22 protein-coding genes are annotated in these 22700 nt (G+C 57.8%); 7 read left to right on the top strand and 15 right to left on the bottom strand.

The window, feature by feature from the left end; all coding sequences use genetic code 11:
* The first annotated feature begins 27 nt into the window (after positions 1-27).
* Together ACVWY8_RS01660 and ACVWY8_RS01655 are read left to right on the top strand one after the other, a co-directional pair.
* A complete protein-coding gene (locus tag ACVWY8_RS01660; RefSeq protein ID WP_414421807.1) occupies positions 28-1347 on the top strand; it encodes an NAD(P)/FAD-dependent oxidoreductase in 1320 nt (439 codons plus the stop codon).
* A gap of 65 nt (positions 1348-1412) precedes the next feature.
* Positions 1413-2120: a glycerophosphoryl diester phosphodiesterase membrane domain-containing protein gene (locus tag ACVWY8_RS01655; protein WP_457392197.1), complete on the top strand. Its 708-nt coding sequence runs from the start codon at positions 1413-1415 to the stop codon at positions 2118-2120.
* 58 nt (positions 2121-2178) lie between these two features.
* On the opposite strand, the gene mnmA is transcribed toward ACVWY8_RS01655, so the two are convergent.
* Both mnmA and ACVWY8_RS01645 read right to left on the bottom strand, forming a co-directional pair.
* A complete protein-coding gene (gene mnmA, locus ACVWY8_RS01650; protein WP_457392200.1) occupies positions 2179-3285 on the bottom strand; it encodes a tRNA 2-thiouridine(34) synthase MnmA in 1107 nt (368 codons plus the stop codon).
* A gap of 102 nt (positions 3286-3387) precedes the next feature.
* On the bottom strand, positions 3388-4137 hold the full coding sequence (locus ACVWY8_RS01645) for a HEAT repeat domain-containing protein (protein WP_457392202.1): 750 nt from the start codon (positions 4135-4137) through the stop codon (positions 3388-3390).
* A gap of 226 nt (positions 4138-4363) precedes the next feature.
* Between ACVWY8_RS01645 and ACVWY8_RS01640 the strand changes: the two genes are divergently transcribed.
* The gene (locus ACVWY8_RS01640; protein ID WP_414421811.1) at positions 4364-5248 is read left to right on the top strand and encodes a hypothetical protein; all 885 of its coding nucleotides are present in this window, start codon (positions 4364-4366) and stop codon (positions 5246-5248) included.
* 221 nt (positions 5249-5469) lie between these two features.
* Here the strand turns inward: ACVWY8_RS01640 and ACVWY8_RS01635 are convergent, their stop codons facing one another.
* Entirely contained in the window at positions 5470-6057 is a 588-nt protein-coding gene (locus ACVWY8_RS01635; RefSeq protein ID WP_414329849.1) for a hypothetical protein, read from the bottom strand.
* Positions 6058-6364: 307 nt separating this feature from the next.
* On the opposite strand from ACVWY8_RS01635, the gene ACVWY8_RS01630 reads away from it, so the two are divergent.
* Positions 6365-7306, top strand: a complete 942-nt coding sequence (locus ACVWY8_RS01630; protein WP_414424613.1) for a hypothetical protein — start codon at positions 6365-6367, stop codon at positions 7304-7306.
* A 47-nt stretch (positions 7307-7353) separates the two neighbouring features.
* On the opposite strand, the gene ACVWY8_RS01625 is transcribed toward ACVWY8_RS01630, so the two are convergent.
* The 3 genes from ACVWY8_RS01625 to selD all read right to left on the bottom strand — a co-directional run bounded on the left by ACVWY8_RS01625 (position 7354) and on the right by selD (position 10341).
* On the bottom strand, positions 7354-8490 hold the full coding sequence (locus ACVWY8_RS01625) for an ABC transporter permease (RefSeq protein ID WP_457392204.1): 1137 nt from the start codon (positions 8488-8490) through the stop codon (positions 7354-7356).
* 142 nt (positions 8491-8632) lie between these two features.
* Positions 8633-9130, bottom strand: coding sequence for a hypothetical protein (locus ACVWY8_RS01620; protein ID WP_457392207.1), 498 nt, complete (start codon positions 9128-9130; stop codon positions 8633-8635).
* Between the two features lie 143 nt (positions 9131-9273).
* Positions 9274-10341 carry a selenide, water dikinase SelD gene (gene selD, locus ACVWY8_RS01615; protein ID WP_414406871.1) on the bottom strand — a complete coding sequence of 356 codons (1068 nt, stop codon included), beginning with the start codon at positions 10339-10341 and terminating at the stop codon, positions 9274-9276.
* Between the two features lie 117 nt (positions 10342-10458).
* Between selD and ACVWY8_RS01610 the strand changes: the two genes are divergently transcribed.
* Positions 10459-13956: a DNA polymerase III subunit alpha gene (locus tag ACVWY8_RS01610; protein ID WP_457392209.1), complete on the top strand. Its 3498-nt coding sequence runs from the start codon at positions 10459-10461 to the stop codon at positions 13954-13956.
* 37 nt (positions 13957-13993) lie between these two features.
* Here ACVWY8_RS01610 and ACVWY8_RS01605 read toward each other — a convergent pair whose 3' ends face one another.
* From ACVWY8_RS01605 to ACVWY8_RS01565, 9 genes are all read right to left on the bottom strand, one after another.
* Positions 13994-14254, bottom strand: coding sequence for a glutaredoxin family protein (locus ACVWY8_RS01605; protein WP_011432810.1), 261 nt, complete (start codon positions 14252-14254; stop codon positions 13994-13996).
* A 9-nt stretch (positions 14255-14263) separates the two neighbouring features.
* Positions 14264-15091 (bottom strand): carbon-nitrogen hydrolase family protein, encoded by an 828-nt coding sequence (locus ACVWY8_RS01600; RefSeq protein WP_457392686.1) that lies wholly within the window; start codon positions 15089-15091, stop codon positions 14264-14266.
* A gap of 40 nt (positions 15092-15131) precedes the next feature.
* Positions 15132-15353 (bottom strand): DUF2839 domain-containing protein, encoded by a 222-nt coding sequence (locus ACVWY8_RS01595; protein WP_414329235.1) that lies wholly within the window; start codon positions 15351-15353, stop codon positions 15132-15134.
* Positions 15354-15486: 133 nt separating this feature from the next.
* Entirely contained in the window at positions 15487-16242 is a 756-nt protein-coding gene (locus ACVWY8_RS01590) for an anti-sigma factor domain-containing protein (RefSeq protein WP_457392212.1), read from the bottom strand.
* Positions 16239-16820 (bottom strand): sigma-70 family RNA polymerase sigma factor, encoded by a 582-nt coding sequence (locus ACVWY8_RS01585; protein WP_457392215.1) that lies wholly within the window; start codon positions 16818-16820, stop codon positions 16239-16241. Before ACVWY8_RS01585 ends, ACVWY8_RS01590 begins: the two co-directional genes overlap by 4 nt.
* A 287-nt stretch (positions 16821-17107) precedes the next feature.
* Positions 17108-17821, bottom strand: coding sequence for a DUF4394 domain-containing protein (locus ACVWY8_RS01580; protein WP_457392217.1), 714 nt, complete (start codon positions 17819-17821; stop codon positions 17108-17110).
* A gap of 341 nt (positions 17822-18162) precedes the next feature.
* A complete protein-coding gene (locus tag ACVWY8_RS01575; RefSeq protein ID WP_414349888.1) occupies positions 18163-18945 on the bottom strand; it encodes an ABC transporter permease in 783 nt (260 codons plus the stop codon).
* 21 nt (positions 18946-18966) lie between these two features.
* On the bottom strand, positions 18967-19710 hold the full coding sequence (locus ACVWY8_RS01570) for a class I SAM-dependent methyltransferase (protein WP_414329240.1): 744 nt from the start codon (positions 19708-19710) through the stop codon (positions 18967-18969).
* A 30-nt stretch (positions 19711-19740) separates the two neighbouring features.
* Complete coding sequence (locus ACVWY8_RS01565) at positions 19741-20268, bottom strand: FHA domain-containing protein (protein WP_011432802.1); 528 nt, start codon at positions 20266-20268, stop codon at positions 19741-19743.
* Between the two features lie 391 nt (positions 20269-20659).
* On the opposite strand from ACVWY8_RS01565, the gene ACVWY8_RS01560 reads away from it, so the two are divergent.
* Both ACVWY8_RS01560 and ACVWY8_RS01555 read left to right on the top strand, forming a co-directional pair.
* Positions 20660-21304, top strand: a complete 645-nt coding sequence (locus tag ACVWY8_RS01560) for a DUF3038 domain-containing protein (RefSeq protein ID WP_414341745.1) — start codon at positions 20660-20662, stop codon at positions 21302-21304.
* Between the two features lie 61 nt (positions 21305-21365).
* Entirely contained in the window at positions 21366-22313 is a 948-nt protein-coding gene (locus ACVWY8_RS01555) for a DUF4335 domain-containing protein (RefSeq protein ID WP_457392220.1), read from the top strand.
* Positions 22314-22700: the final 387 nt, after the last annotated feature.

Below are 22700 nucleotides of genomic sequence, written 5' to 3'. Positions count from 1 at the left end.
TCGACGAAGAAGGGATCCCGGCAGAGCATGGGCAAAGTTGTCATCATTGGGGCGGGGCTGGCCGGCTTGGCTTGCGCCAAAGTGCTGAGCCAGGCGGGGTGGAGGGATGTCCTGGTTCTGGAAAAAAGCGACGGCCCTGGGGGGCGGGTGCGTACCGACAAGGTGGATGGCTTTCGCCTGGATCGCGGTTTTCAGGTGCTGTTCACCGCCTATCCCAAAGTGCGACAGCATTTGGATCTGGGCAAGCTCGATCCCCGTCCCTACCGGCCCGGCGCTATTTTGGCTCAACCCGGTCGCTGCTGGCTGTTGGGGGATCCTCTACGGGATCTGTCCAGCCTTCTCCCCTCTTTGCTCAACCCCTTGGCCAGCTTTGGGGACAAGCTCAAGGTGCTGCAATTGCGATCCGAGCTGGCGCGCCGCAGCCCGGAGCAGGTTTTTCAAGAAGGGCTAGGGGGATCCGATTGCTCGCTGCGGGAGTTTCTGGAGCAGTACGGCTTTTCCCAACAGATCTGCCAGCACTTTTTCTACCCCTTTTTCCGCGGGATCCTTCTAGATCCGGATCTGGGCAGTAGCGCCCGCCTCTTTGCCTTTTATTTCAAGATGATGGCCGAGGGATCCATTGTCACCCCGGCCTTGGGCATGGGAGAACTGGCCCGACAACTGGCCGGTCACCTGTCCCCCGAACAGATTCGCTACCAAACCCCGGTGGAGCGCATCCTGGCAGAAGACGGGAAAGTGCGCGGGATCCGCACCGCCAAGGGTGAAGAGATCCCTGCCGAGTGGGTAGTTTGTGCTACTGATGCCCCTCAGGCACGGGCCTGGCAGGCGGAGCTGTGCCCTCAAGCCCCCACCCCCATTCCCACCCAGGGGCGAGCGGTGACCTGTCTCTACTTCTGCGCCCCCTTTTCCCTCAGCCGCGGCGCCTACTTGTACCTCAACGCCACCGGCCAGGGCTGGATCAACCATTGGGTCCAACTTACCCGCATCAGCCCGGCGCTGGCTCCTCCTGGCCAACACCTGTATTCGGTGGTGGTGCTAGGGGATCCCCCCTTGAGGGACGAGGAACTGGCCCAAGCCTGCCGGGCCGAGCTGCAAACTTACTTCCCCGTCGCGGCAGCGTCGCGTAGCGATAAAGCCCCCTTGGAGCAACTGCGCCTGTTGCGGGTATACCGGATCCCTTTTGCCCAGTTTGTACAACCCCCCGGCTTTCAGCAGCATCTGGTTCCCACCTTTAGCGGCCTGCCGGGCCTCCTTTGGGCCGGGGAATACACCCACCAGAGCAGCCTCGAGGGATCCCTGCGCAGCGGCGAACAGGCAGCGGCGTGGATCCTCCAAAAATCCGCCTAGATCTGTACAAAGCAATACAGACTTTCTTAAGCCTGCTCCCAGAACCAAAGCCGGGATCCCGTGGTATGAAGGGGGTGAACTTGGTCGCCCACGAGGATCCCTCTGTTATGCAGAATGTTACCCTCAACCCCTTCTCCCTTTTGCAGCGCTCGCTGGAACTGGTAGGCCCTATCTATGGGCCGCTGCTGATCCTGGCCTCTCCTGGCTTTATCATTCCCATCGTCGCGGAGCTGATCCCGCTTGCCGGGGGGATCCTCAACTTGGCCTATGGCCTGATCGGCCTGCCCATCCTGGCAGGGGCAGCCTTTTGGCTGGTGGATCAGCACTTGAAGCAGCGCACTCCTCCCCTGGGCAACAGTCTGGTTCAAGCTGTCTCCAAGGCAGTGCCTCTGGTATTCGGCAGCATCCTGCTGGTGCTGATTGTCTCGCTGGGGATGCTGCTGCTTGTACTTCCCGGCATCTACTGGGGGATAAGGCTGGCTTTCACGCTCTGCGCGATTGTCCTGGAAGACAAAGGGGCCACAGAAGGGTTGGGCTACAGTTGGAACCTCGTCAGGGGCCGTTGGTGGGGGGTGTTTTGGGCATTTCTGGCTGTGGGTTTGATCTTCGGCATCGCGATCCTGATTTCGTTTTCTGTTGGGGGGATCCTGGGAGATACCCTAGGTGCGGCTGTGGTTGGGAATGCTGCCGCCACGGCAGTTGCGCCTATCCTCGATATCTATACAGTGCTCCTGTTCCGATCCCTGCAGCAGCTGCAAGCGCAAGCAGCGTAGTTTGGCTTGCCCTCACCCCCAATCCTTCCCCCCTGGCGAGAGGGAAGTTGCAGTTGGCCTAGGGGGAAGGGCGCTCCAGGATCCCTCCCCCCAGCAGGAGATCCCCGTGGTACCAGACGGCGGCTTGGCCAGGAGTGACCCCAAACTGCGGCTCGGCAAACTGCAGCTTTACCCGCTCTGGCGATTCCGGGATCACCATGGCGGGCACTGGGGGGGTACGGTAGCGCACCTGAACCTCAACAGCCAAGGATGCCGTCGGCGCCGGGATAGAGACCCAGTTGACTTGGCTTACCCACGCTTCAGCCTGGGTAGCCTCCTCCCGTTCCCCCACGACAACGCGGTTCATGGCCGCATCGATGCGCACCACGTAAAGCGGACGGGAAGAGGCAATCCCCAACCCCTTGCGCTGGCCCACCGTGTAGTGGTGGATGCCCTCATGGGATCCCAGCACTCGCCCCTGGGTATCGACGATTTCCCCTGGCCTTTGCCCAAGGTACTGATCCAAAAAGCTCCGCATCGAGCCATAGGTTTCAATCAAGCAGAGATCCTGGCTTTCGGGCTTGTCGGCTGTAACCAGCCCGTAGCGGGCAGCCAACTGACGGGTTTGGGCCTTGGTGTACTCGCCCAAGGGGAAGAGGCTATGGGCTAGGTGCTCTTGGCTGAGGTCGTAGAGAAAATAGGACTGATCCTTCTGCCGATCTACCGCCCGCAGGAGTTGGTAACGTCCTAGCCCGGCGTTAAAGCGCACCCGTGCGTAGTGGCCGGTGGCCATCTGCGAGATGCCCAGCTTTTCGCGGGCATAGGCCAGCAACGGGCCGAATTTCACCAGCTTGTTGCATTGGGAGCAGGGCAGGGGAGTAATGCCCTCCGCGTAGCCGGCCACCAGATAGTCCACAATGTTGGCCTGAAACAGCTCGCGGCTATCCACCACATGGTGCGGGATCCCCAGCTGCTCACAAATGGCTGCCGCATCCACCAAGCCTTCGGTACAGCACTGCCCCTTCCCCCTCATGAGCCAGAGGGTGACCCCCTCCACGGCGTAGCCCTGTTCCTGCAAAAGGGCCGCCACCGTAGAGCTATCCACACCCCCAGAAAGGGCCGCCACAATGCGGGGCCGCGACGGGGATGCAACGGGTGAAGCCGATGAGTGGGGGCTAGTAACCATCAAGGCAAGGGATCCTAGGAAAAGAAAGGCTCAGCCGGAAACAGAGGAGGCCTCTCTCTGGGGACTGGGGAACCCGGAACAAGCTGAGCCGGGATCTTTACTTTAGCCTTCCTCAGAATTGGCTGGCCCGGATCCCTTCTCAGGGGTGGTTTCTGAGATGCCCCTTTGCCGCAAGCGCCGCAGCGAATCCAGAGCCGCCGCCGCAACGCTATCGTGGGGATCCCTGGCCAGGTAGTTGAGAGCAGAAACGCTCTTGGGGGAAGGCAAATTGCCCAGCGCTTGGGCCAGCCGCTGCCGCACCAGCCAGTCTTCCGATTGGGCAAACCGCAGGATGTGATCCAGGGCCCGCAGATCCCCCAATTCCCCCAAAGCCGCAATGGCCGCTTGCTGCAGCAACACCTCCGGCCCCTCCAACGCCCGCAGCAGCACGTCGTAAGCCCGCGGATCCTTCAAGTTCCCCAAGGCCACCGCGGCACTGAAGCGCACCAGCCATTCTACATCCTCGTAGAAAGCACGCACTAAAGCTTCAAAAGCCCGCGGATCTTCCAAGTAGCCCAGGGCACCTGCCGCGTCGGCGCGAATGCCATAATCCGGGTCTTGGGTGAGGATTTCCAGCAATTTGGGCAGACAGGCGTCCGTTTGCTTGATCCCCAGGGCAAAGACGGCAAAAGAGCGCACCTGCAGGTTCTCATCGTCGATGACCTGCAAAATCAGCGGCACCGCCTGCTCTGCCGGCACATCCCGCAACTGGGCCAAGGCCACCATCCGGTCCGCAGAACGCGGGCTGCGCAAGCGTTGAGCGATCTCCTGTAAACGGGCGGGGTTGGCGGGATCCAAAGCAGAGACAGTCATGGCGTTAACAAATATTTACAATCTTTCTTCAGTATGGCAAACGAGGCTGCGCTTGGACAGAGGCCGTCTTTGTCTGGCCCGGTCGGGATCTCTGGGGACATGGTGCCACTGTTTCGATCGACAAATCCTAGCACTGTTGTCGAGAAAAGCAGGTTGACTTGGCCCCATCACGAAGATTTTGGATATTTTGGTGGAGAGGATACGAGGCTCTCTCCCGGTGGTCTCTATGCTGAAATCGCTGCCTGCTCGCCCATTGTCCTGCTTTCTTGTAGCCGGCCTGCTGTTGGCAGGGGGCGTTGCGTTTTTGGCCCCCCGTTGGTTCCCGGCTCTGGCCAACGAACAGGCTGTTCCTGAGGCCGAACTGGCGCTTCGGCCCCTCTTGCCTCCGGGATCCCGGATCCTCAGCTCGCGGCGATTGAGCGACACAGAAGCGGAAATTTGGGTGGAGTCTCGGGGGGGAACCAGCCCTGTGATCATGCGGCTGAATGCTGCAGGGACTTGGGAACAGGATATGAGCGCCACCTTGGCCCGCGGAGCCAGCCAGATGCAAGCTCTCGCCCGCCAACAAACGGTGAACTTGCCTGCCGGCTTTGGCCAGACCGCCCCCGATCAACCCCCGCCGCCGGTGCCCTCCCTTCTGCAGGCTACCCAAGCTGCCTCTAGCCTGATCCCGCCAGTGGATCGAGAGCAGGAAACCCAGCGGGCCTTGAGTGGGGCTGGCCGTGTGGATCCCTTTGTGCCTCAAAACGTGCGTGCTCCTGAACCGCAGATTGTCCTGCCGCCCCTGCCTCCACCTCCGGTTTTGCCCCCTCCTGGCAGCGGCAATGGCGCCCCTGTAGCCGTGGCTACCCCGATCCCAACGCCTACCCCTGACCCAGCTGCGTTTGCCCGCAGTGTACAGGTTTCCGGGATGATACAGATTGGCGGCGAGTCCTTTGCTCTGGTTTCTGGCCCAGGTGTCATTCCCGCTGTGGTGCAGGCCGGGCAAAACTACCAAACCGCCAAGGTGGCCGGAGTATCGGTGCCAGAGCGACGGGTTGTGCTCTCGGAAGGGGGAGAAACGGTCGTGAAGCAAATGGAAGACACCAGCGTGATTGTAGGTGCGCCCTAGCTTCAGCAGCAGCAAGACACCGACGGTAGAACGGGCTTATTCCAAGTAGCAGCCAACTAGCAGTAAAACAGTTGGCTGGCTTGATTCCCAACTCCCCCTTCCAGAGGGGCCGGGGGCAAGGGTCAGAGGCTACTTGAACGGGCTCGGAACAACCCTAGTTGGAAGATAGGAGTTGCCAGATCTCCAGATCCCGAGATCTTGGCGGCAAGGCCGAGAAGACTTCAAAAGCGGGGTTCGCTGCTGAGGCGGGAGGGCTGCTGTTTGAGATAACGCAAAAACTCCCGCAGCTCGGCGTCGCTTAGTTGGTGGCGAGATTTCTTCTGAAAGCGACGTTCCAAAAACTCTTGTCCTTCCTTGCGGCCCCAGCCAATGCGCTGCATCTCCACATCCGTTTGGGCAATGATGTCCGATAGGTCATCCCCATAGGCCGCCGGCTCACTTAGACCGGGCAGCTCTGGGGAACTTGGCTTTGCAGGGATCCCTATCGACTCGGGGGCTGGAGAAGCAGGGGAAGACTGAGCGTGTCCGTTGGCCAACTCAGGAGTTGGCAGATAAGGCACCCTGGCGGCAGCAGAATCCATGCCCAAACTCAAAGAGGAAGTGGGGCGACCAAATCCTGCGTGGTGGAGGGCGCGCTTCAAGGCAGCATCTTCCGCCTCTTCGACGGTGTTCGAGCCAGCCATGCCACTGCCCAAAACCGTGTTGTTCACCACCACCTGGGCTCTGACGATGTAGATCCCTTCTTCCACCCGCAACAGATCGGTGAGCAAGCTGCCCATGGGGTACCGCTCTCGAAAGTCTTGGATCATGTTGGCGTCAGAACCTGTTGCTGCTGAAGCTCTGACTACAAGCTAGCCCGAAAGTTAACTTGGCATCCAGATCTCAATCCAATCCCACCCTCAATATCGACATTGAATTGATATAAAGCGAGAGATCTCAACAAGAGGGAGCTGTCCGAGCAGATAACATCCCGGCTGGTGAGGGTATGCTATGGCCAAGGAATCCAGTTATATTAAGCAAGCGTCAACCCACGTGGCTGGCTTGGAAAACCTGAATTATCAGCAGCTCAGCCTTGACTCTTAGCTCTATTGTCGGCGCCAAGACAGATGGGGGACTATGGCCAGCGATACCATCGGGGTCAGCTCAGCGAGTTTGGGACGGGCAGCCATTCGAGAGCGCAACTACGGCACTGCTTTGCAGTTGCTCCGGCGAGCTTATCGTGCGGATCCCAGCCCAGAGAATGCCCGTTGGCTGGCCACTGCCTACGAGGAGGCGGGTTACCTTCAATTGGCCGCTCTGTACCGAGAATTGGCCCAAGAGGGCAGGGAGACTCCCAAAGCGATTCAATTTCAGGCCCCCAAACCTCCCAGCACCCTTGAGGAGCTGAAGCAGCCATCTCCTGAACCGCCGGATCGCAAGACCATTCCCTTGCCGCAGCCGATCCCACGCCCAACCCCACCCGCATCTCCTCCGGATCAGCCAATTTGGGTTTACAAGCCCACCCCCATCGATCCCAAAAGCATCAGCCGCCAAGCGCCCCTTCGACCTCAAGCTGCAGAGCCTGCCCCTTCCCCTCAACCATCGGCGGAGAGGGACGACTATCTGCCGGTTCAGCACGCCCCGGATTTGAAAAACCCGCAGCAGGGATCCCCCTTTGTGCGGCGACTGAACCAACTGCATCGCCAGTTTAAGGATCAGCCCACAGCGGAACTGGCGCTACAACTGGCGGAAGCCTACGACGAGCAAAAGAACTTTAAAGAGGCCCAGCGCTACTACCGAGAGGTTTTGGATCTGGATGACTCTTGGCTGTTACGACCGATGGTGCAAGAGCGCCTAGAAGAGCTGCGGCAACTGCAGGAGCCAACAGCCGAACAGAATCCTTGGGCAGATCTCTCAGCCCAAAACTTGCTCAAGCTAGGAGAAAAGTTGGAACGGGAAGGGGAAGTGGCTCGTGCCGAGCAAGTTTACCGGCAGATCCTGAAAATGGATGCCACCCTGGATGTCCATGCTAAGGCTCGCAAGGGTCTAAACCGGCTCTATCCCGACGGAAAGCGGTGATTTGCAGGCCACTCCATTCCCCTCACTCGGCGCAATGGGGAAGCAGCTCACCCTTCCCGAGGATCGAGGGCGTCCCGCAAACCATCCCCCAGCAGGTTAAAGGATAGAGAGGTCAGCACCACCATCAAAGTGGGGGCCAGCACCAGCCAGGGTTGTAGGATGATCACCGAAGCGTTGGTGGCCAGCGAGAGCATGTTGCCCCAAGAGGCATCCGGCTGTTGGATCCCCAACCCGATGAGGCTCAGCACCGACTCTGCCGCAATGTAGCCGGGCACCGCCAAGGTTGCCGAGATCACCACATAAGTAGCTGTCTGGGGCAAAATATGCCGCACCAGCAGATACAGGGATCCCGCCCCGGCTACCCGCGCTGCCTGCACAAAGTCCCGCTCTCGCAAGGACAGCACCTGCCCACGAATCACCCTGGCTAGGCCCGCCCAACCCACAAAAGAGAGGATCACCACAATCACCAAGAAGCGCTCGGCATTGCTGAAGGGCACCCCGGTCAGCGGATTCACCTGCAACACCGCTGCCAGCGACACCAGCAGATACAGCGTCGGAATCGACATCAACACCTCTGCCAAGCGCATCAGGAGCGTATCCACCCAGCCCCCAAGGTAGCCGGATATGGCCCCCACCAGCAGGCCAATGGGGAAAGAGATGCCAATGCCCACCAAGCCGATAAACAGGCTGACGCGCCCGCCATAGACCAAGCGACTGAAATAGTCCCGACCTTGATCATCGGTGCCCAGCAGGTGTAGCCGTGCCACAGAGGGCTCTTCGCCGATTGGGGATCCCACCTGTCCCTCTTCTGCAACAGGCCGCAGCGGGACGGTGCCAAACAGATGCCGATCCCAGGGGATCAACCCCAACCAACGGTAGGGAGTACCGGCCACAAACAAGCGGATCCCGGCTGGACGGCTGGTATCCACCAAGAGCGGGCGTTCTCCCGTTTCCAGATCCACTGGCCCCTGGCGGGTTGGATAAACGTGGGGCCCAATCCAAGCGCCCGATTCATCCCAAAAGTGAATGGCGGTGGGCGGCAGAAGGGATCCCCCCGGCTGCGATTCCAGCGGGCTGTAGGGGGCAACAAACTCGGCAAAAATGGCGCAGGCGTAGAAAACAAGAAGAATGTAGGCTCCTGCTTGGGCCCATCGATTGCGGCGAAGCCGTTTCCACCACTGCATAAGGCAGAGATTCCAGTCGAGTCCAGTTGAACCAAATGCCAGCAGTGTAGCTGATCGTGTCTTGTTCCAGTTGCAGAGAGGGCTGCAAGGTGTCACCGATTCATGCTGGCAGGACGAGTCCCTTCCCCAGTCCAAGACAAGCTCAGCCTGCCAAGGAATAGCTGGGGCTGTAGAGGGCCGTCATCTCCATCCGCACCGCAGCAATCGTCTGGGGCAGCACCCCCACCAGCCGTGCCAAAATGTCATCGGGCAATTGGCTAACCAAATCCGCAGAGAAAAATTCCTCTAAGCTAAAGAGCAAAACCCGCGCCCGCTGGGCCGGCAAAGGATTGTCGGTGATTTGCTGCAGCCAACGCATCCAGTGCAGCCGCTTGGCATAGGCACTTTGCCGCTCTTGGTAGTCTTGCGGATGCAGCAAAACCACATCCCCAATGGGGACAACGCCGCCGGACTCCACATCCAATGGCCCCCCAACAGCAGCACCCGGCCCGGCAAACTCAGCATGAAACGTCTTGCAGATGATCAGGGCGTTGTGCCGCTGGGGATCCACCATCAGCAATTGCCCACTGCTGAGGGTTCGAATCAGCTGGCCAGGCTCAACTCGCTGAACCAGACTACGGCTGGGGGGAAGCTCGCTCATAGCTCTCAGGATATCTCAACCTTCCCTTGCCTCACATGGTATCTTTAACTTTCTCAGAGCTGCTTGACGCAATCTTCATACTGAGCCCTCTATCGAGACTTTGCATGAGACTTTGCATGGTGAGTATTGCCAGAGGGTCTTCTTCAGGCTGCCGCTGGGCTGAGGCTGATCTTGCCGGTAACATGGATTCTGGTGTCTCCAGCTTGGCATCGGCCAATGCGACGGGCGTAGGGGTAGCCGGCACTGTGCAGCTCTTGCAAGAGGTCTGAGGTGTAGCCGGGATCCACCGCCACCAGCAAGCCCCCGCTGGTTTGGGGATCTGCCAGCAGCAGTTGCTGCCACTCGGGCAGGGATTCTGCCTGTACCCCCTCATAGCCCTGCCAATTGCGACGAGCCGCCCCTGGGAAGATCCCCGCCTCTGCCAGCGAGAGCGCTTCTGCCAAAAACGGAATGGAAGCCAGATCCAAACTGGCCCCCACCCCCGAGCCGCGACAGACTTCCAGCAAGTGTCCCACCAGGCCAAACCCTGTTACATCCGTCATGGCGTGAACTTGCGGTCGCCGAGCCAGTTGCGAGCCGATGCGATTCAGCTGGGTCATCACCTGCAAAACTTCCGCGTAGCCTGCCGCACTGAGCTGACCCTTTTTCAGAGCGGTGGTCATCACCCCGATCCCCAGCGGCTTGGTCAGGATCAGATCGTCCCCGGCTTGGGCCGTGGCATTGCGGCGAATGTGGTGTGGATGGGCCAAACCTGCTGCCACCAAGCCGAAGATGGGCTCCGGCGAATCGATGGAGTGCCCCCCTGCCAAAGGGATCCCGGCTTCTTGGCAAACCTGGATCCCTCCGGCCATGATCCCTTGGATGGCCTGCATCGGCAGGGTATTGACCGGCATGCCCAAAACCGCCAAAGCCAGAATGGGAGTGCCCCCCATCGCGTAGACATCGGAAAGGGCATTGGTCGCCGCGATCCGACCAAAATCCACCGGCTCATCCACAATCGGCATGAAGAAGTCGGTGGTCAAAATTAGGGCTTGGTGGTCGTTTAGTTGATAGACAGCCGCATCATCGCTGGTTTCAGCTCCCACCAACAAAGCCGGATTTGGGGATAGCAGGGGCACATCCTTAAGAATTTGTTGCAGCAGGGCCGGGGCAATTTTACAGCCGCAGCCACCGCCGTGGGAGTACTGGGTGAGGCGAATGGGAGCATCCATAGATTCAAGAAAAGGGAAAAAACATCAGCTGACTTTACTGTAGCGGCATCTGCAGGCAGTCGAGAAATGGACACGCTGAGTTAAGGTTAAAGGGATCCCACTATCCATAGCGTTGCCATGTCTTTTGTTCCTTTGCATCTCCACAGCGAATACAGCCTCTTGGATGGCGCCAGCCAATTGCCGCGTCTGATCGAGCAGGTGGTGGCTATGGGTTTGCCGGGGCTGGCCCTGACGGATCACGGTGTCATGTATGGGGCATTGGAGCTGGTGAAACTGTGTAAAAGCAAAGGGATTACTCCAATCATCGGCAATGAAATGTACGTGATCAACGGCGATATCCGCGACAAAAGCCGCAAGTACCCCAAGTATCACCAAGTGGTTCTGGCCAAAAATACCCAGGGCTACAAAAACTTAGTGAAGCTAACCACCATTTCCCATCTACATGGCATTCAAGGGAAAGGGATTTTCTCTCGCCCCTGCATTAACAAAGAGTATTTGGTGCAATACAAAGAAGGGCTGATCGTCACCAGCGGCTGCTTGGCAGGAGAAGTGCCTCAAGCTATTTTGCAGCGGCGGCCAGAAATTGCCCGTGAAGTTGCCGCTTGGTACCAAGAGCAGTTTGGGGATGATTATTACATCGAGATTCAGGATCACGGTTATCAAGAAGATCGCTTTGTCAATGTGCAGTTGGTGCGCATCGCCCGCGAATTGGGGATCCCGATCATCCTCACCAACGATAGCCATTTTATTTCCTGCTGGGATGTAGAGGCCCACGATGCGCTGCTCTGCATTCAAACAGGCAAATCCCTTACTGAAAAAAATCGCCTTCGCTACACCGGAACCGAATACCTGAAAAGCCCAGAAGAGATGCGCCGTCTCTGCCGTGACCATTTGGAACAGGAGGTGATTGACGAGGCCATCGCCAACACCCTGAAGGTGCTGGAAAAGATCGAGGGCTATGACCTATTTGGGGAAATGCGCATGCCCGACTACCCGGTTCCAGCGGGCCATTCTGCCGATAGCTATCTCACAGAATTGGCCTGGCAGGGGCTGGCGAAGCGCTGCGGTGTTGCTCAGCCGGATCAGATCCCCCAAAACTACCAGGAGCGCCTGCGCTTTGAGCTGAACATCATCCAACAAAAGGGCTTCTCCAGCTATTTCCTGGTGGTCTGGGACTACGTTCGCTATGCCCGCGAGCAGGGGATCCCGGTGGGGCCGGGGCGAGGCTCGGCAGCAGGATCCCTGGTGGCCTATGCCCTACAAATTACCAACATTGACCCGGTTAAATACGGCCTACTGTTTGAGCGATTTCTCAATCCAGAACGTCAATCGATGCCGGATATCGATACGGATTTTTGCATCGAGCGGCGGGGAGAGCTGATCGACTATGTGACCCGCAAATACGGCCAAGAGCGAGTCGCCCAGATCATCACCTTTAACCGCATGACCTCTAAAGCCATTCTCAAAGATGTCGGTCGAGTCTTAGACATTCCCTACTCAGAAGCCGACAAAATGGCGAAATTGATCCCGGTATCCCGAGGCAAGCCCGCAAAATTGGAAGAGATGATTGGCGAGGATACTCCCGCTCCAGAGTTTAAAGAAAAATACGAGAAAGACCCAACCACCCACCGCTGGATCGAGCTGGCACGTTTGTTGGAGGGCACCAACAAAACCTTCGGGGTTCACGCTGCCGGTGTGGTGATTGCTAAGGATCCCTTAGATGAGATCGTGCCTCTGCAGTACAACAATGAAGGCCAAATTATCACCCAGTACTCGATGGAAGATATCGAGTCTTTGGGCTTGCTGAAGATGGACTTTTTGGGTCTGCGCAACCTGACGATGATTCAGCGGGCAGTGGAACTGATCCGAGAACACAATGGCGTCAATATAGATCTGGATAACCTACCCCTAGACGACAAGAAAACCTACCAGCTTTTGGAAAAGGGAGAGCTGGAAGGGATCTTCCAACTGGAATCTTCTGGCATGAAGCAGGTGGTGCGGGAGCTCAAACCTTCCAACCTGGAAGATATTTCTTCAGTATTGGCCTTGTACCGGCCAGGCCCATTGGATACGGGAATGATCCCCGACTTTATCGATCGCAAGCACGGTCGCAAACCGGTAACCTATGCCCACGAACTCCTCAAGCCCATTCTTCAGGATACCTACGGAGCCATCCTCTACCAGGAACAGATCATGCGCATTGCCCAAGACATGGCCGGATACACCTTAGGCCAAGCCGATCTGCTGCGGCGAGCGATGGGGAAAAAGAAAGTCTCCGAGATGGAGAAACACCGCGAGCAATTTGTACAGGGGGCAGCCAAGCGGGGTGTAAGCCAAGAAGTTGCCACAGAATTGTTTGATCAAATGGTTGCTTTTGCCGAGTATTGCTTCAATAAATCGCATTCTACTGCCTATGGGTTGATTACTTTTCAAACAGCTTACCTCAAGGCCAATTACCCAACGGAATATATGGCAGCCTTGCTCTCTTCTGTGGGGGGAGATCAGGACAAGGTACAGCGCTACATTACCTATTGCTTGTCAATTGGGATCCAAATTCAGCCGCCGGATATCAACCGTTCTGGAATGGACTTTACTCCCCAGGGATCCAGCATTTTGTTTGGTCTGGGGGCAGTGAAGAATGTAGGGGAGGGGGCCATTCAAAACATTTTGGCTGCCCGTCAAGCTGATGGCCCCTTCACCTCTCTGGCGGATTTTTGCCAGCGGGTGGATCTGCGCATTGTTAACCGTCGTGCCCTGGAGGCCCTGATTTGTGCGGGCGCTTTTGATTGTATTTCTGGAAATCGTAAACAACTAATTGCCGATTTGGATCCCATCCTCGGTTGGGCAGCGCAGCGAGCCAAGTCCAAAGCCATCGGCCAAGCCAGCTTGTTCGATCTATTGGGGAGCAATAGCAGCGCCGGCAATGGATTTGTGGAGGCTCCGCGTGGGCCGGCTACTGAAGATTTTCCACCTCAGGAAAAGTTGAGGCTAGAACGGGAGCTGCTGGGGTTTTATGTCTCGGATCATCCGCTGCGGCGCATTCAGGAGCAAGCGCGGCTGCTGGCCCCTGTAAACCTAGCTGACTTGGGCGGCTGCGCAGCCGATGCCTCTGTGGGCGTTCTCGCCCTGGTGACTGCCATTAAAAATGTCACAACCAAGAAAGGGGATCGCATGGCCATTTTGCAACTGGAAGATCTCACCGGCAGTTGTGAAGCAGTGATCTTCCCCAAAACCTATGAACGTTTGCGCGGTTGCCTGGAGGTGGATCAACGGCTATTGGTTTGGGCCAAAGTGGATCAGCGGGATGAACAGGTGCAACTGATTGTGGAAGATTTACAACCGATTGAATCTGTTAGTTGGGTAACGGTGGAGATCCCTCTCGACTCTGCTGGGACACTGGAGGATCGATACCGTTTACAGACGCTAATCGCTCGCCAACGCTCGGAAATTAAAGAAGAAAATCGCATTCCTGTCGTGGCTGCCATCACCGCCCATCCCCATACCCTTTGGGTGAGAATGGGATCCCAATTTTGGGTTAACAATGCCCAAGCCGCCGTTGAAGCCCTGCGTCAAGCCGGCTACACCGCCCGCAGCGAATCGCTGCTCTCTCCATAGGCATGGCAGAGAAAGCTCCGGCAGCAGCAGGAGAAATTCAACGGAGCTGTTTCTCAAGCCAAGCCCGCAACTGGCTCACCGTCAGCCGAGGGGAAGGACGTGGCAAAGGTCGCTCGGGATCCCCTGCCAGGGTGAGCACGGGAACTTCCAGTTGGTATTGCTCCCACCAACTCGGGTTGGAGGTGATGTCGCGGACTTCCAGATCACGGATTTCGGGGATCTGCCGCAACTTCTCCACCAAGCTCTCGCAGAGGTGGCAGCCGGGTTTGCTGTAGAGAATCAGGGGGGGCCAAGGCACAGCGGATCCCTAGCGGGTGACGGTGCAGGCCAGCCGACGGTGTTGTAGGGAAGGCATCTGTCGCCTGACCAACTGGAAACGCTCTGGGTTAATTTCAGCAATGGCCACCCCCGGTTTTTCGCCACCCGCATCCGCCAAGATAGTCCCCCAGGGGTCCACGATCATGGCATGGCCGTGACACTGTCGCCGCTCGTAGTGGGTGCCCACCTGGGCGGGGGCTATCACGTAACAGGTGTTCTCAATGGCCCGGCATTGCAGCAAAACCTGCCAGTGATCCCGACCCGTGTAGGCCGTGAAGGCGGCAGGGATGAGCAAAATCTGGGCTCCGCGATCCACCAGGGATCGGTACAGCTCTGGAAAGCGTACGTCGTAGCAGACCGACAAACCGAGGTTCCCCAGTTGCTCTTGCTCGCAGGTGACCACCTCATCTCCGCTGACCACCGTGTTCGACTCGCGGTAGGTATTGCCGTCGGGCAGATTGACATCGAACAGGTGGATTTTGCGATAGCGGGCCAGCTCTTTGCCGTCAGGGCTGTAGAGGGCAGCGGTATTGTAAACTTTGCCCTGCCCGTCCGGCACAGGATACCCTCCTCCCAAAATAAATACCTGGTAACGCTGGGCCATCTTGGCCAAAAACTCCTCCGCCCGCTCCGCAATCTCAGGAGCAAGGCGGGCTTTCTCGGCTTCCGGCCCCATGAAGGCAAAGTTTTCTGGTAGCGTCACCAGCTCGCACCCCTGGCGCGCCGCAAAGTCGATCCACTCTTCCGCCTGCTGCAAGTTGCTGGCCAGATCGGGAATGCTGGTCATTTGAATGGCGGCTGCCAGATAAGAGCGCATAGACGGAAACTCCAAAGGATGCTAAAGGGGATCCGGCCGGCTAGCCGACCAGATGCCACCAGCCGAAGGCAGGCCCTACAAATCGGATCACCACCCAAATGATGGCCAGGAGAATGATGCCTGCCCAAGCGCCACGGGTTGTCCAATTGTAGATGGCGCGAGCCTGCCCTTTGGTGAGGGGAATATCCTTGAGGTTGGGAAACACCAGCTCTTGGTCGGGATCTTGGCTGATGCGGGTTTTACGGCGCTTCGCTTCGCCCATGGGGTGGCCTCCAAGTTCTTCGCTGGGGTGGCGACTTTTATCTTAAGGCCTTCTGCCTTGGTCACAAGACTGGGTTGACATCCATCTGCATCACAATCGCCTACTTGTGCCATCGGGCCACGCCAATCCATCCCTAGCCGGAAATCCACAAAGGGGATCCTTCGTGCTCTTGGGGACGCTCGCTGTCCTCTTCGCTAATGGCCACAGCCCGCACCCATTCTGCAGATTCAAACACCGGCGGTAGGCGCAGCTCCTGTTGGCGGTTTCCTGTTTCATCCACCGGAAAAGCTGCCATGAGGATGGCCCCCGCACTATCGGTGGTGAAGGGCGCCTCAGGATCCACCACCACCCACAGGGCATAGACCCGGCCTTCCGGCAGAGGTGGCAAACCTTGGGCCACCAATCGCCCTTGCAAGCGCTGGGGATCCACCTCAAGCCTGACCGAGCCGGTTAGGTTCTCCGCAGTCGGCTGCAACTCATAAGTCAACACCTCGGCAGGGATCCCTTGCGTCTGGGCTAGCTGCAGCCTGCGCCACAGGTAGAGGTTCCCCAGCCCCAAAGCGACGATCAAGCCTGCGGCCACCGCCCCCAAGCCCCGTTGCCAGAGACGGGATCCCTTGGCAATCCAGGCGGGGGTGCGCATCGGTTGGGCTGCCTGCTCCGCATGTGCTTGCAACAGAGAAGCCCGCAGGGCGGGGGGAGGTTGCTTTTCCTCCACGCCGTAGGCTGTCTCCAATGCCTGTTGCAATGCTTGCAGTTCTCGGTGCAGCTCCGGGCGCAGCTTGAGCAATGCCTCCAGCCGGTCGGCCTCTTCCGGGGAGAGATCCCCCAGCACATAGCCTGCCAGCCACAGTTGCAGTTCTTCGGGAGACACAGATTCGGCTTTCATGAGGGGCCTCCCAACAACTCGCGCAGCCGCAGCAGAGCCCGCCGAGCTCTGGCTTTGACCGTTCCCAAAGGCAGATCCAGTTGCTTGGCAATTTCCGTTTGGCTCATGCCTTCGTAATAGGCCATCTTCAAGACTTGCCGCTGACTTTCGGACAACTCGGCCAAAGCCGTTTGCACCTCAACCACCTGCTCTGCTTGAGCCAACTGCTCCAAGGCGGGATCCGCAGCAGGGTTGCCCTGTAATTCCACTCTGCCCCGTTCCAAGGAACGCTGTCGACTCCGCCAAGAGCGCAGCCGATCCAAACAGCGAGAGCGGGCCAAGATGCTCAGGTAGGTGCGCAGGGATCCCCGCCTGGGATCGAAGGCAGAACGGGCCAAGTTCAAAAAAATATCTTGGGTGAGATCTTCGGCTTCGGCAGTGTTGCCCAGCATTTTGCAGGCAATTCCGTACACCAAGCCGGCATGTCGGTCGTAGAGAATGGCCAGAGCTTGTGACCGGCCTGCTTTTAGAGCCGCAAACACCTCTGCATCGGTTTTTTCCTGCAGGGATCCCTCAGCTTTGTCGCCCTCGATCTTCATGAGCGGGAAGAGGAAACGGGATGGAAGAGAGAGAGAAACTGCAGAGGCACAAGCATCGCCCAGAGTAATCCAAGCAGGGCAGCGGCTCTCATAATTTATCGTCTGCATAGGCGGAGGTCAACCCCGAGCTAAGGGGAGATAGAAGGCCCAATCCTGAGCTGGGATCGGGCCACGCAAGGGATCAACTGCGGCAATGATTTCAAAAAGTTGATCCAAACCCATGAATTCAAAATGTTGATTAACGCTGATGAATCTTGATTTAGATAGGCAAATAGGAATCGGCCTTCCTAGAGGGCAGCCAAGCCAAAGAACGGCCCACCCGGCAGGGTGCCCAGGGATGTGGCCCGACCGGTGTTTAGGTCAATTCGATACAAGGTGGAGCCGCCGATGGCAAAGCCGGTATCCACCCCATCAGCAGTACGGATGTCAAACCCGCCCACAGGGCCGAAGTTCACCCCCAGGGGGCCAATGGGCACCTGAACCCCATCGTTGGGGGGATTCTGCAACACCAGCAGGTTCCGTTGCCCGTCGATGTTCAGCAGCCGCGTGGATTGGGCACCCGCCACATTGTTGGTGTAGGCGGCGGCGGTGATGGCCGGCTGGGATCCCTGTAGTTCCATTGGGCCAAAGGCCAAAGGTCTATCTTGGATCACTTCGCCCGTATCCACATTGATGCGGAAGTTCTGGCCATTGGCTCCCACCAAGCGCAGCCGATCCGGAACAGGGTTGAAATCCATGCCAGAAAGCGTGCCCGCGGTGAAGGGAACCGACAGAGTGCTGGCCACGGTAGCGACACCGGTCTGCAAGTTGATGGTGTAAAGGATGCTGGTGTCGGTCAGCCCGTAAAGCAGCCGGTTGGCAGGACGCACATCGATACCAATGAGGTTGCCGTTCACTCCTGTTACCGTCAGGGATCCTTGCACAAAGGCATCGGCGGAGCGGATAAAGGTGAGGCGGTTGCCGCTGCTCAAAGCCACCAAATCCGCTTGGGAAGGCATCATCGAAGACGAAGTGCTGCTGCCACAGCCCAAGAGAGCAAAACTGCCGGCTATCACAGATGCTGCTACAAAGCTTGTGTGTTTGTGCATTGAACAGGCTCCTCAAAAGATCGACAAACCATCAAAACCACTGACAGACAAGCCCCCCTAAACCACAGAGCCTGTGGCTGCAAAGCGCTGCAGTGAAAACTTTTTTGCCCTCAACCCAGAGAACTCTGCGATTCCCTCTGCCTTGTACTGAAGGCAGTTGTTCTCCGCGATGTCAGCGCATGGGGCGCGTCTGTAGAAATTACTCAACTCCCCAGAACTCGGATGCCTGGGATCCAAGCTTTTTGGCCCAGACTTTAACTGGAAGCGCTGGTGTAGAAGCGCAGGGCAAAGCGCCAGAAAAGATGGGATCCCCACAACAGCCCTGCCGCCAGCAGAGCGGATCCCAGCAGCCACGGCCATTGGGCTCGCCCCAGCAGGGTCTCCGCCGGGATCGTTGTCAAGAAAGCCACCGGCACGACGAAGGTGAAAAACACGCGGTAGGCCACCGGATAGGCCACTATCGGAAATCGTCCTGCCTCTACCAAGCCCCGTAACACCTCGGTCACGTTGTAGATTTTCACAAACCAAATGCTGGTGGCTCCCAACATAAACCAGAGGCTGTAGAGGATGATCAGCCCCAGCAGCAGAGGCAGCAGCCCCAGAGCATAGGCCCAAGCAGGCAAATGGAGCTGGATCCCGGCGTAGAGAATCAGCAACAGGCCAAAGCCGATATCCACCAGGCCCCAGGGGGAAAACACCCTGGCCGACAGCCAAAACTGGCTGCTTATTGGCTTTAGCAAAACAAAATCCAAGGTGCCTTCCTGCACCTGCTGCACAATGCGATTGAGGTTGACGTTAAAGAGACTGGCCGACACCCCCTGCAGAATGGTGAACACCCCCAACACGATGAGGGCTTCCGGCCAACTCCAACCGCCCAGCCGGTGCCCCTGCTGGTAAAACAACGACAGCCCAAACAGAGCGGATCCCAAGCCACCCAAACTGCTGAGGCTGGCAAAGAAAAAATTGGCACGGTACTCCATTTCTGCCGCGATTGAGGTGCTCCAAAACAGCCACAGTATCCGCAAATAGCGCAGCACCTTGGTTTTCTCCAATCAATCTCAGCTTTTATCCCACTTGCGGTAACAGCGGGCGGTAATGAAATAGGGGTGAAACACCTCCAAAAAACGGCTTTGCAGCACCTGAAAGAATTGCTCTACCTTTTGCGGGTCGTCCAGGTGAAAAGGAAACTCGCCGTTAAACCCCTTGAAAAAGTACCAGTTGATCAAAAGCTTACCTGACGGCTTGAGCCAGTCGTAAAACTGCCGCAACTGCGCTGCCGGATCCGCCAGATGTTCCACCACATCGAAGCAGATGACCGTGTCAAAAAAGATCTCTTCTGGGAAGTTTTCTGGACAGTGGATGCGCTCGGTTAAGCCCAGCTTTTCCGCCCGCCATTGCACAAACTGCCGATGGATGGGGTTGATATCCCAGAAGATCACCTGATCCACCGCTGCGCAGAGGGCCGCCCCGATAGCATGGGTGCCGATGCCGCCGCCAAAATCCAACACCAACCCGCGGGCATGATCCGCCACCAGGCGTAAGGTATCGCCGATGTAGTCGGTGCTGCTCAGGTGCCAAGCCGCCAAATCCAGCAGATAGGCGGATCTCACCTGATCCCGATAAAACGCATCTGCCCGATCCCAGCCAAAGTCTCGCCGGCCCAACTCCGCCAATTGCTGCTGCCCTGCCCGCAGTTTCTCCCGCAGATCGGCAGCCCCAAGGCCCAGGAAGGATCCCAGATGGGCTTCTAGGTCAAAGGCATTTTGCCAGTAGCCGCTCAGAGCAGGTGGGATGGGGGGCACAGGAGGATTCAGAAGACTGGTTGGGTTGGCTTAGGCAACAGTGAAATCCTCTTCCTCTGGCTGAGCCAGGTTTTCCGGGTTCGGCTCCGTGTCTTTATTAAAATCAAAGGTGGATGGGGATGTAGAGCTAGCAGCATCCAGAGGCTGCAATAACTTGGCTAGGGTTTCCGGGCTGAGTCGATCCGTTGTCTCCACAATTGCTGTTACGTTCGGCCCAAACCTTATCTTATCTAGGAGCTGAAGGCGATGGGACAAAACCCGTTTTCCGTTGACGAATAGGCCATTGGTGCTGGGCCTGGATCCCGGACTGCCATCGAATACCATGTAGCTGTACTGCAGGGATCCCTGTGCAGTTGGCCCTGAACCTGGGATGCGGATGAGGGAAGCGTGTTTCCGAGAGACGCAGGGATCGTAAAGGCGAATATGATTGTCTTTAGACCGTCCCACTGAGTAATAGATACTATCCAGAACAACCCCCCTCTGCCCCAATCGATCCCTGAAGATCAAGACCCAGTGAACAGGGACAGGCTGAGTACTGCAGCGAGCAGAAGAGGCCATGATGAATCAAGCTGCACCTAGAGTCGCTGGTGTCAACAAAAGGGAAACTCAATGAAGGTGGGTAGTCACTTAGCTCTTAAAGGCCAAAGCAGCAGCTGCTTTCCCCATTATAAGTAGCCATCCCCCTGAGTCCAAAAGCCCAAGTTCAGCTAGGAGTAGGGGTGTTGCCGAAACAGAAACCGGCCCAGAAAACCCATTCTTATTGGTCTAAGATGCATCCAGAGTTACCCCGTTTTGGGGAAGAACCCTGAGAGCTCAACTCTCGGCAGGCTGGCGAGCAGTCTAGCATGCCCAAAGTCTTTTAGACTAGAGCGCAGGGAGGTAGGTTGCAGGTTTGGCTTGGACAGGAGATCATAGAGTTTCGTCGAAACCCAAAGCTCCCATTGACAGCGTGACGGTGGAACACAAGCACATTCAGTTAGACAGTCGGCCCGTTGGCCTGAACACAGCCACCGGTACCATCAAAGCCCAGTTGGACTTGCTACTGCTGGGGTTGGAGTCCCTGAGCGGAGAAAGTTCCGAAGCGGTTCTGGCCGCAGCCAAAGCCCTCAACTTGGAAGAGCAGATTGGCGACCGGGTGACCCTCTGGCGACTGCGCAATGCTAACCCCTTGCGCCGCAGCAGCGGTGGGCGCAAAAAGGTCGATATCGAAGAGGCCCGCGCCCTGGTGATGGTGATTGCCTATCTGGCTGCTCAGCAACAAGCCCGTATCCGCAGCACCTTGGAGCAACTGGAAGCCGCTGTCGATCAAGAGCTCAGCCCCTTCCGTCAGCCGCTGGTGGGAGATTACTTGGATGAATTCCTCTCTCACTACCGCAGCCGCATGGTGGATGGGGACGTGCGCGATGAGAATAGCCTCACCGAGCTGGCCCTGCGCATCTTGATTGAGCTGATGTTCTACAGTAGCCCGAAAGGCGCTCAGCGCCTGTGGAAAGCCTTGCTCAGCCGTCCTGAGATGGATTTGCCTGCCGGCAGCGATCTGGAAGAAGAGGGGGTAGCCCACAGCTCCGGCCCCGATACCTCACCCTCTTCTTGAGGCAGTTTTGTCAATTATCGCCTCTGTAGCCCTCTACCCGTGTTGTTCGCCCGCAGTTGCCATGCCCAGCCTCACCCTGATTAGCCACACCTATCAACAACCCACTTCTACGCTGACTGTACGGGGAGAAGCCCCTGCCGATTCCAATTCTTCAGACTCCTCTGCAACGCCGCCGCTGCAAGCCATCCAGCGCAGCTTCGAGTGTCAGTTGGAAATCCGCCAGGGGGAGACAGTCAAAACTTTACACGGCGATAACGTTTGGCTCAACGATTTGATCACCGTAATCGACCGCTACGTGGGATCCCACTTGAGTGGGGAACCCAAGGGAACCTTCAGCGGTACCGTTGCCATCCGTCCGCTTGATTTTATTTTTCATCGTCTCACGGTGCGCCAAGGGGAAGATCGCATCGCGCAGGTGGATTTGTCGATGACGCAGTTGTACGACCTGCTGGAGAACCTCTCCCAGGTGGCGGATGACATTCCCCAACTGGCCAATCTGGGAACTCCGGTGACGCGGGCTTGGTATCGACAGCCCACTGGGATCGCGGCCCTGCTGGTGGGAGGGATCGCAGTTGTGGCCGGTGTTGGGATCTGGGCCAGTCGCCCCCCTAGGGATCCCACAGGTTCCCCTTCCCCGCAAGAGCAGCTCACCATCCCTGCCTTGACGGGTCAATCGCAGCCTTTGGCCACATCCCTCCAAGAATCTGACCCAACAGCGGGAAGAGAGGCAGCAGGGGCGGATCCCCTTTCCCGTCTGCGAGACATTTTGGCAGAGCAGTGGCAGTCTCCCCCCGATTGGCCAGAGAGCTTGGTCTACCGGGTAACGGTGGATAGGACGGGATCCCTGCTGGCCGCCGAGCCGGAGGATGCGCTGGCCCGGGAGCGTCGCGCCGAAACCCCCTTTGCCAACCTGCCCGATCTGACACCGGATCCCTTGCCGGCAGGCGCCCAACAGTTCCGCGTCAGCCTAGAGCCGGGCAACCAGGTGGAAGTAACCCAGGACAGGTAGGCATCCCGACAGGCCAAGCTGGGGTGGGTCAGCACTATAGTCTACCTAGGGATGTTATCGATAGTCACTTCAGGTTAGGGTGAGACCCGTGGGCCACTGAGAACAGCTCTCTGGCCCCCTGCGTTCAACGTTTTAGGTGTTGGGTGCATTGTCCCAGTTTGAATCGAAATAACCCTACTTTCAGGGCCAGGGGATTAGAGGAAGCAATCTGACCCTGAAGAGTAAGCCAGAAAGAGAGAGGCCGCCGAGTTGGGAGAGCCAGGGCCACACTGGCGACGCCGCCAATGCCGAGGCGCAAAGGCTCTACTGATCGCATCTGAGAGGTTCACCCGGCCTCAGGGGACAAGGGCAATGAGGGTAAAGTGGAAGAGTTCCCTCTATATCGGA

It is taken from the genome of Thermostichus sp. OS-CIW-32 (assembly GCF_054060415.1).
The sequence above is the reverse complement of the archived record's forward strand: the minus strand, read 5'-3'. Positions and strand labels throughout refer to the sequence as shown.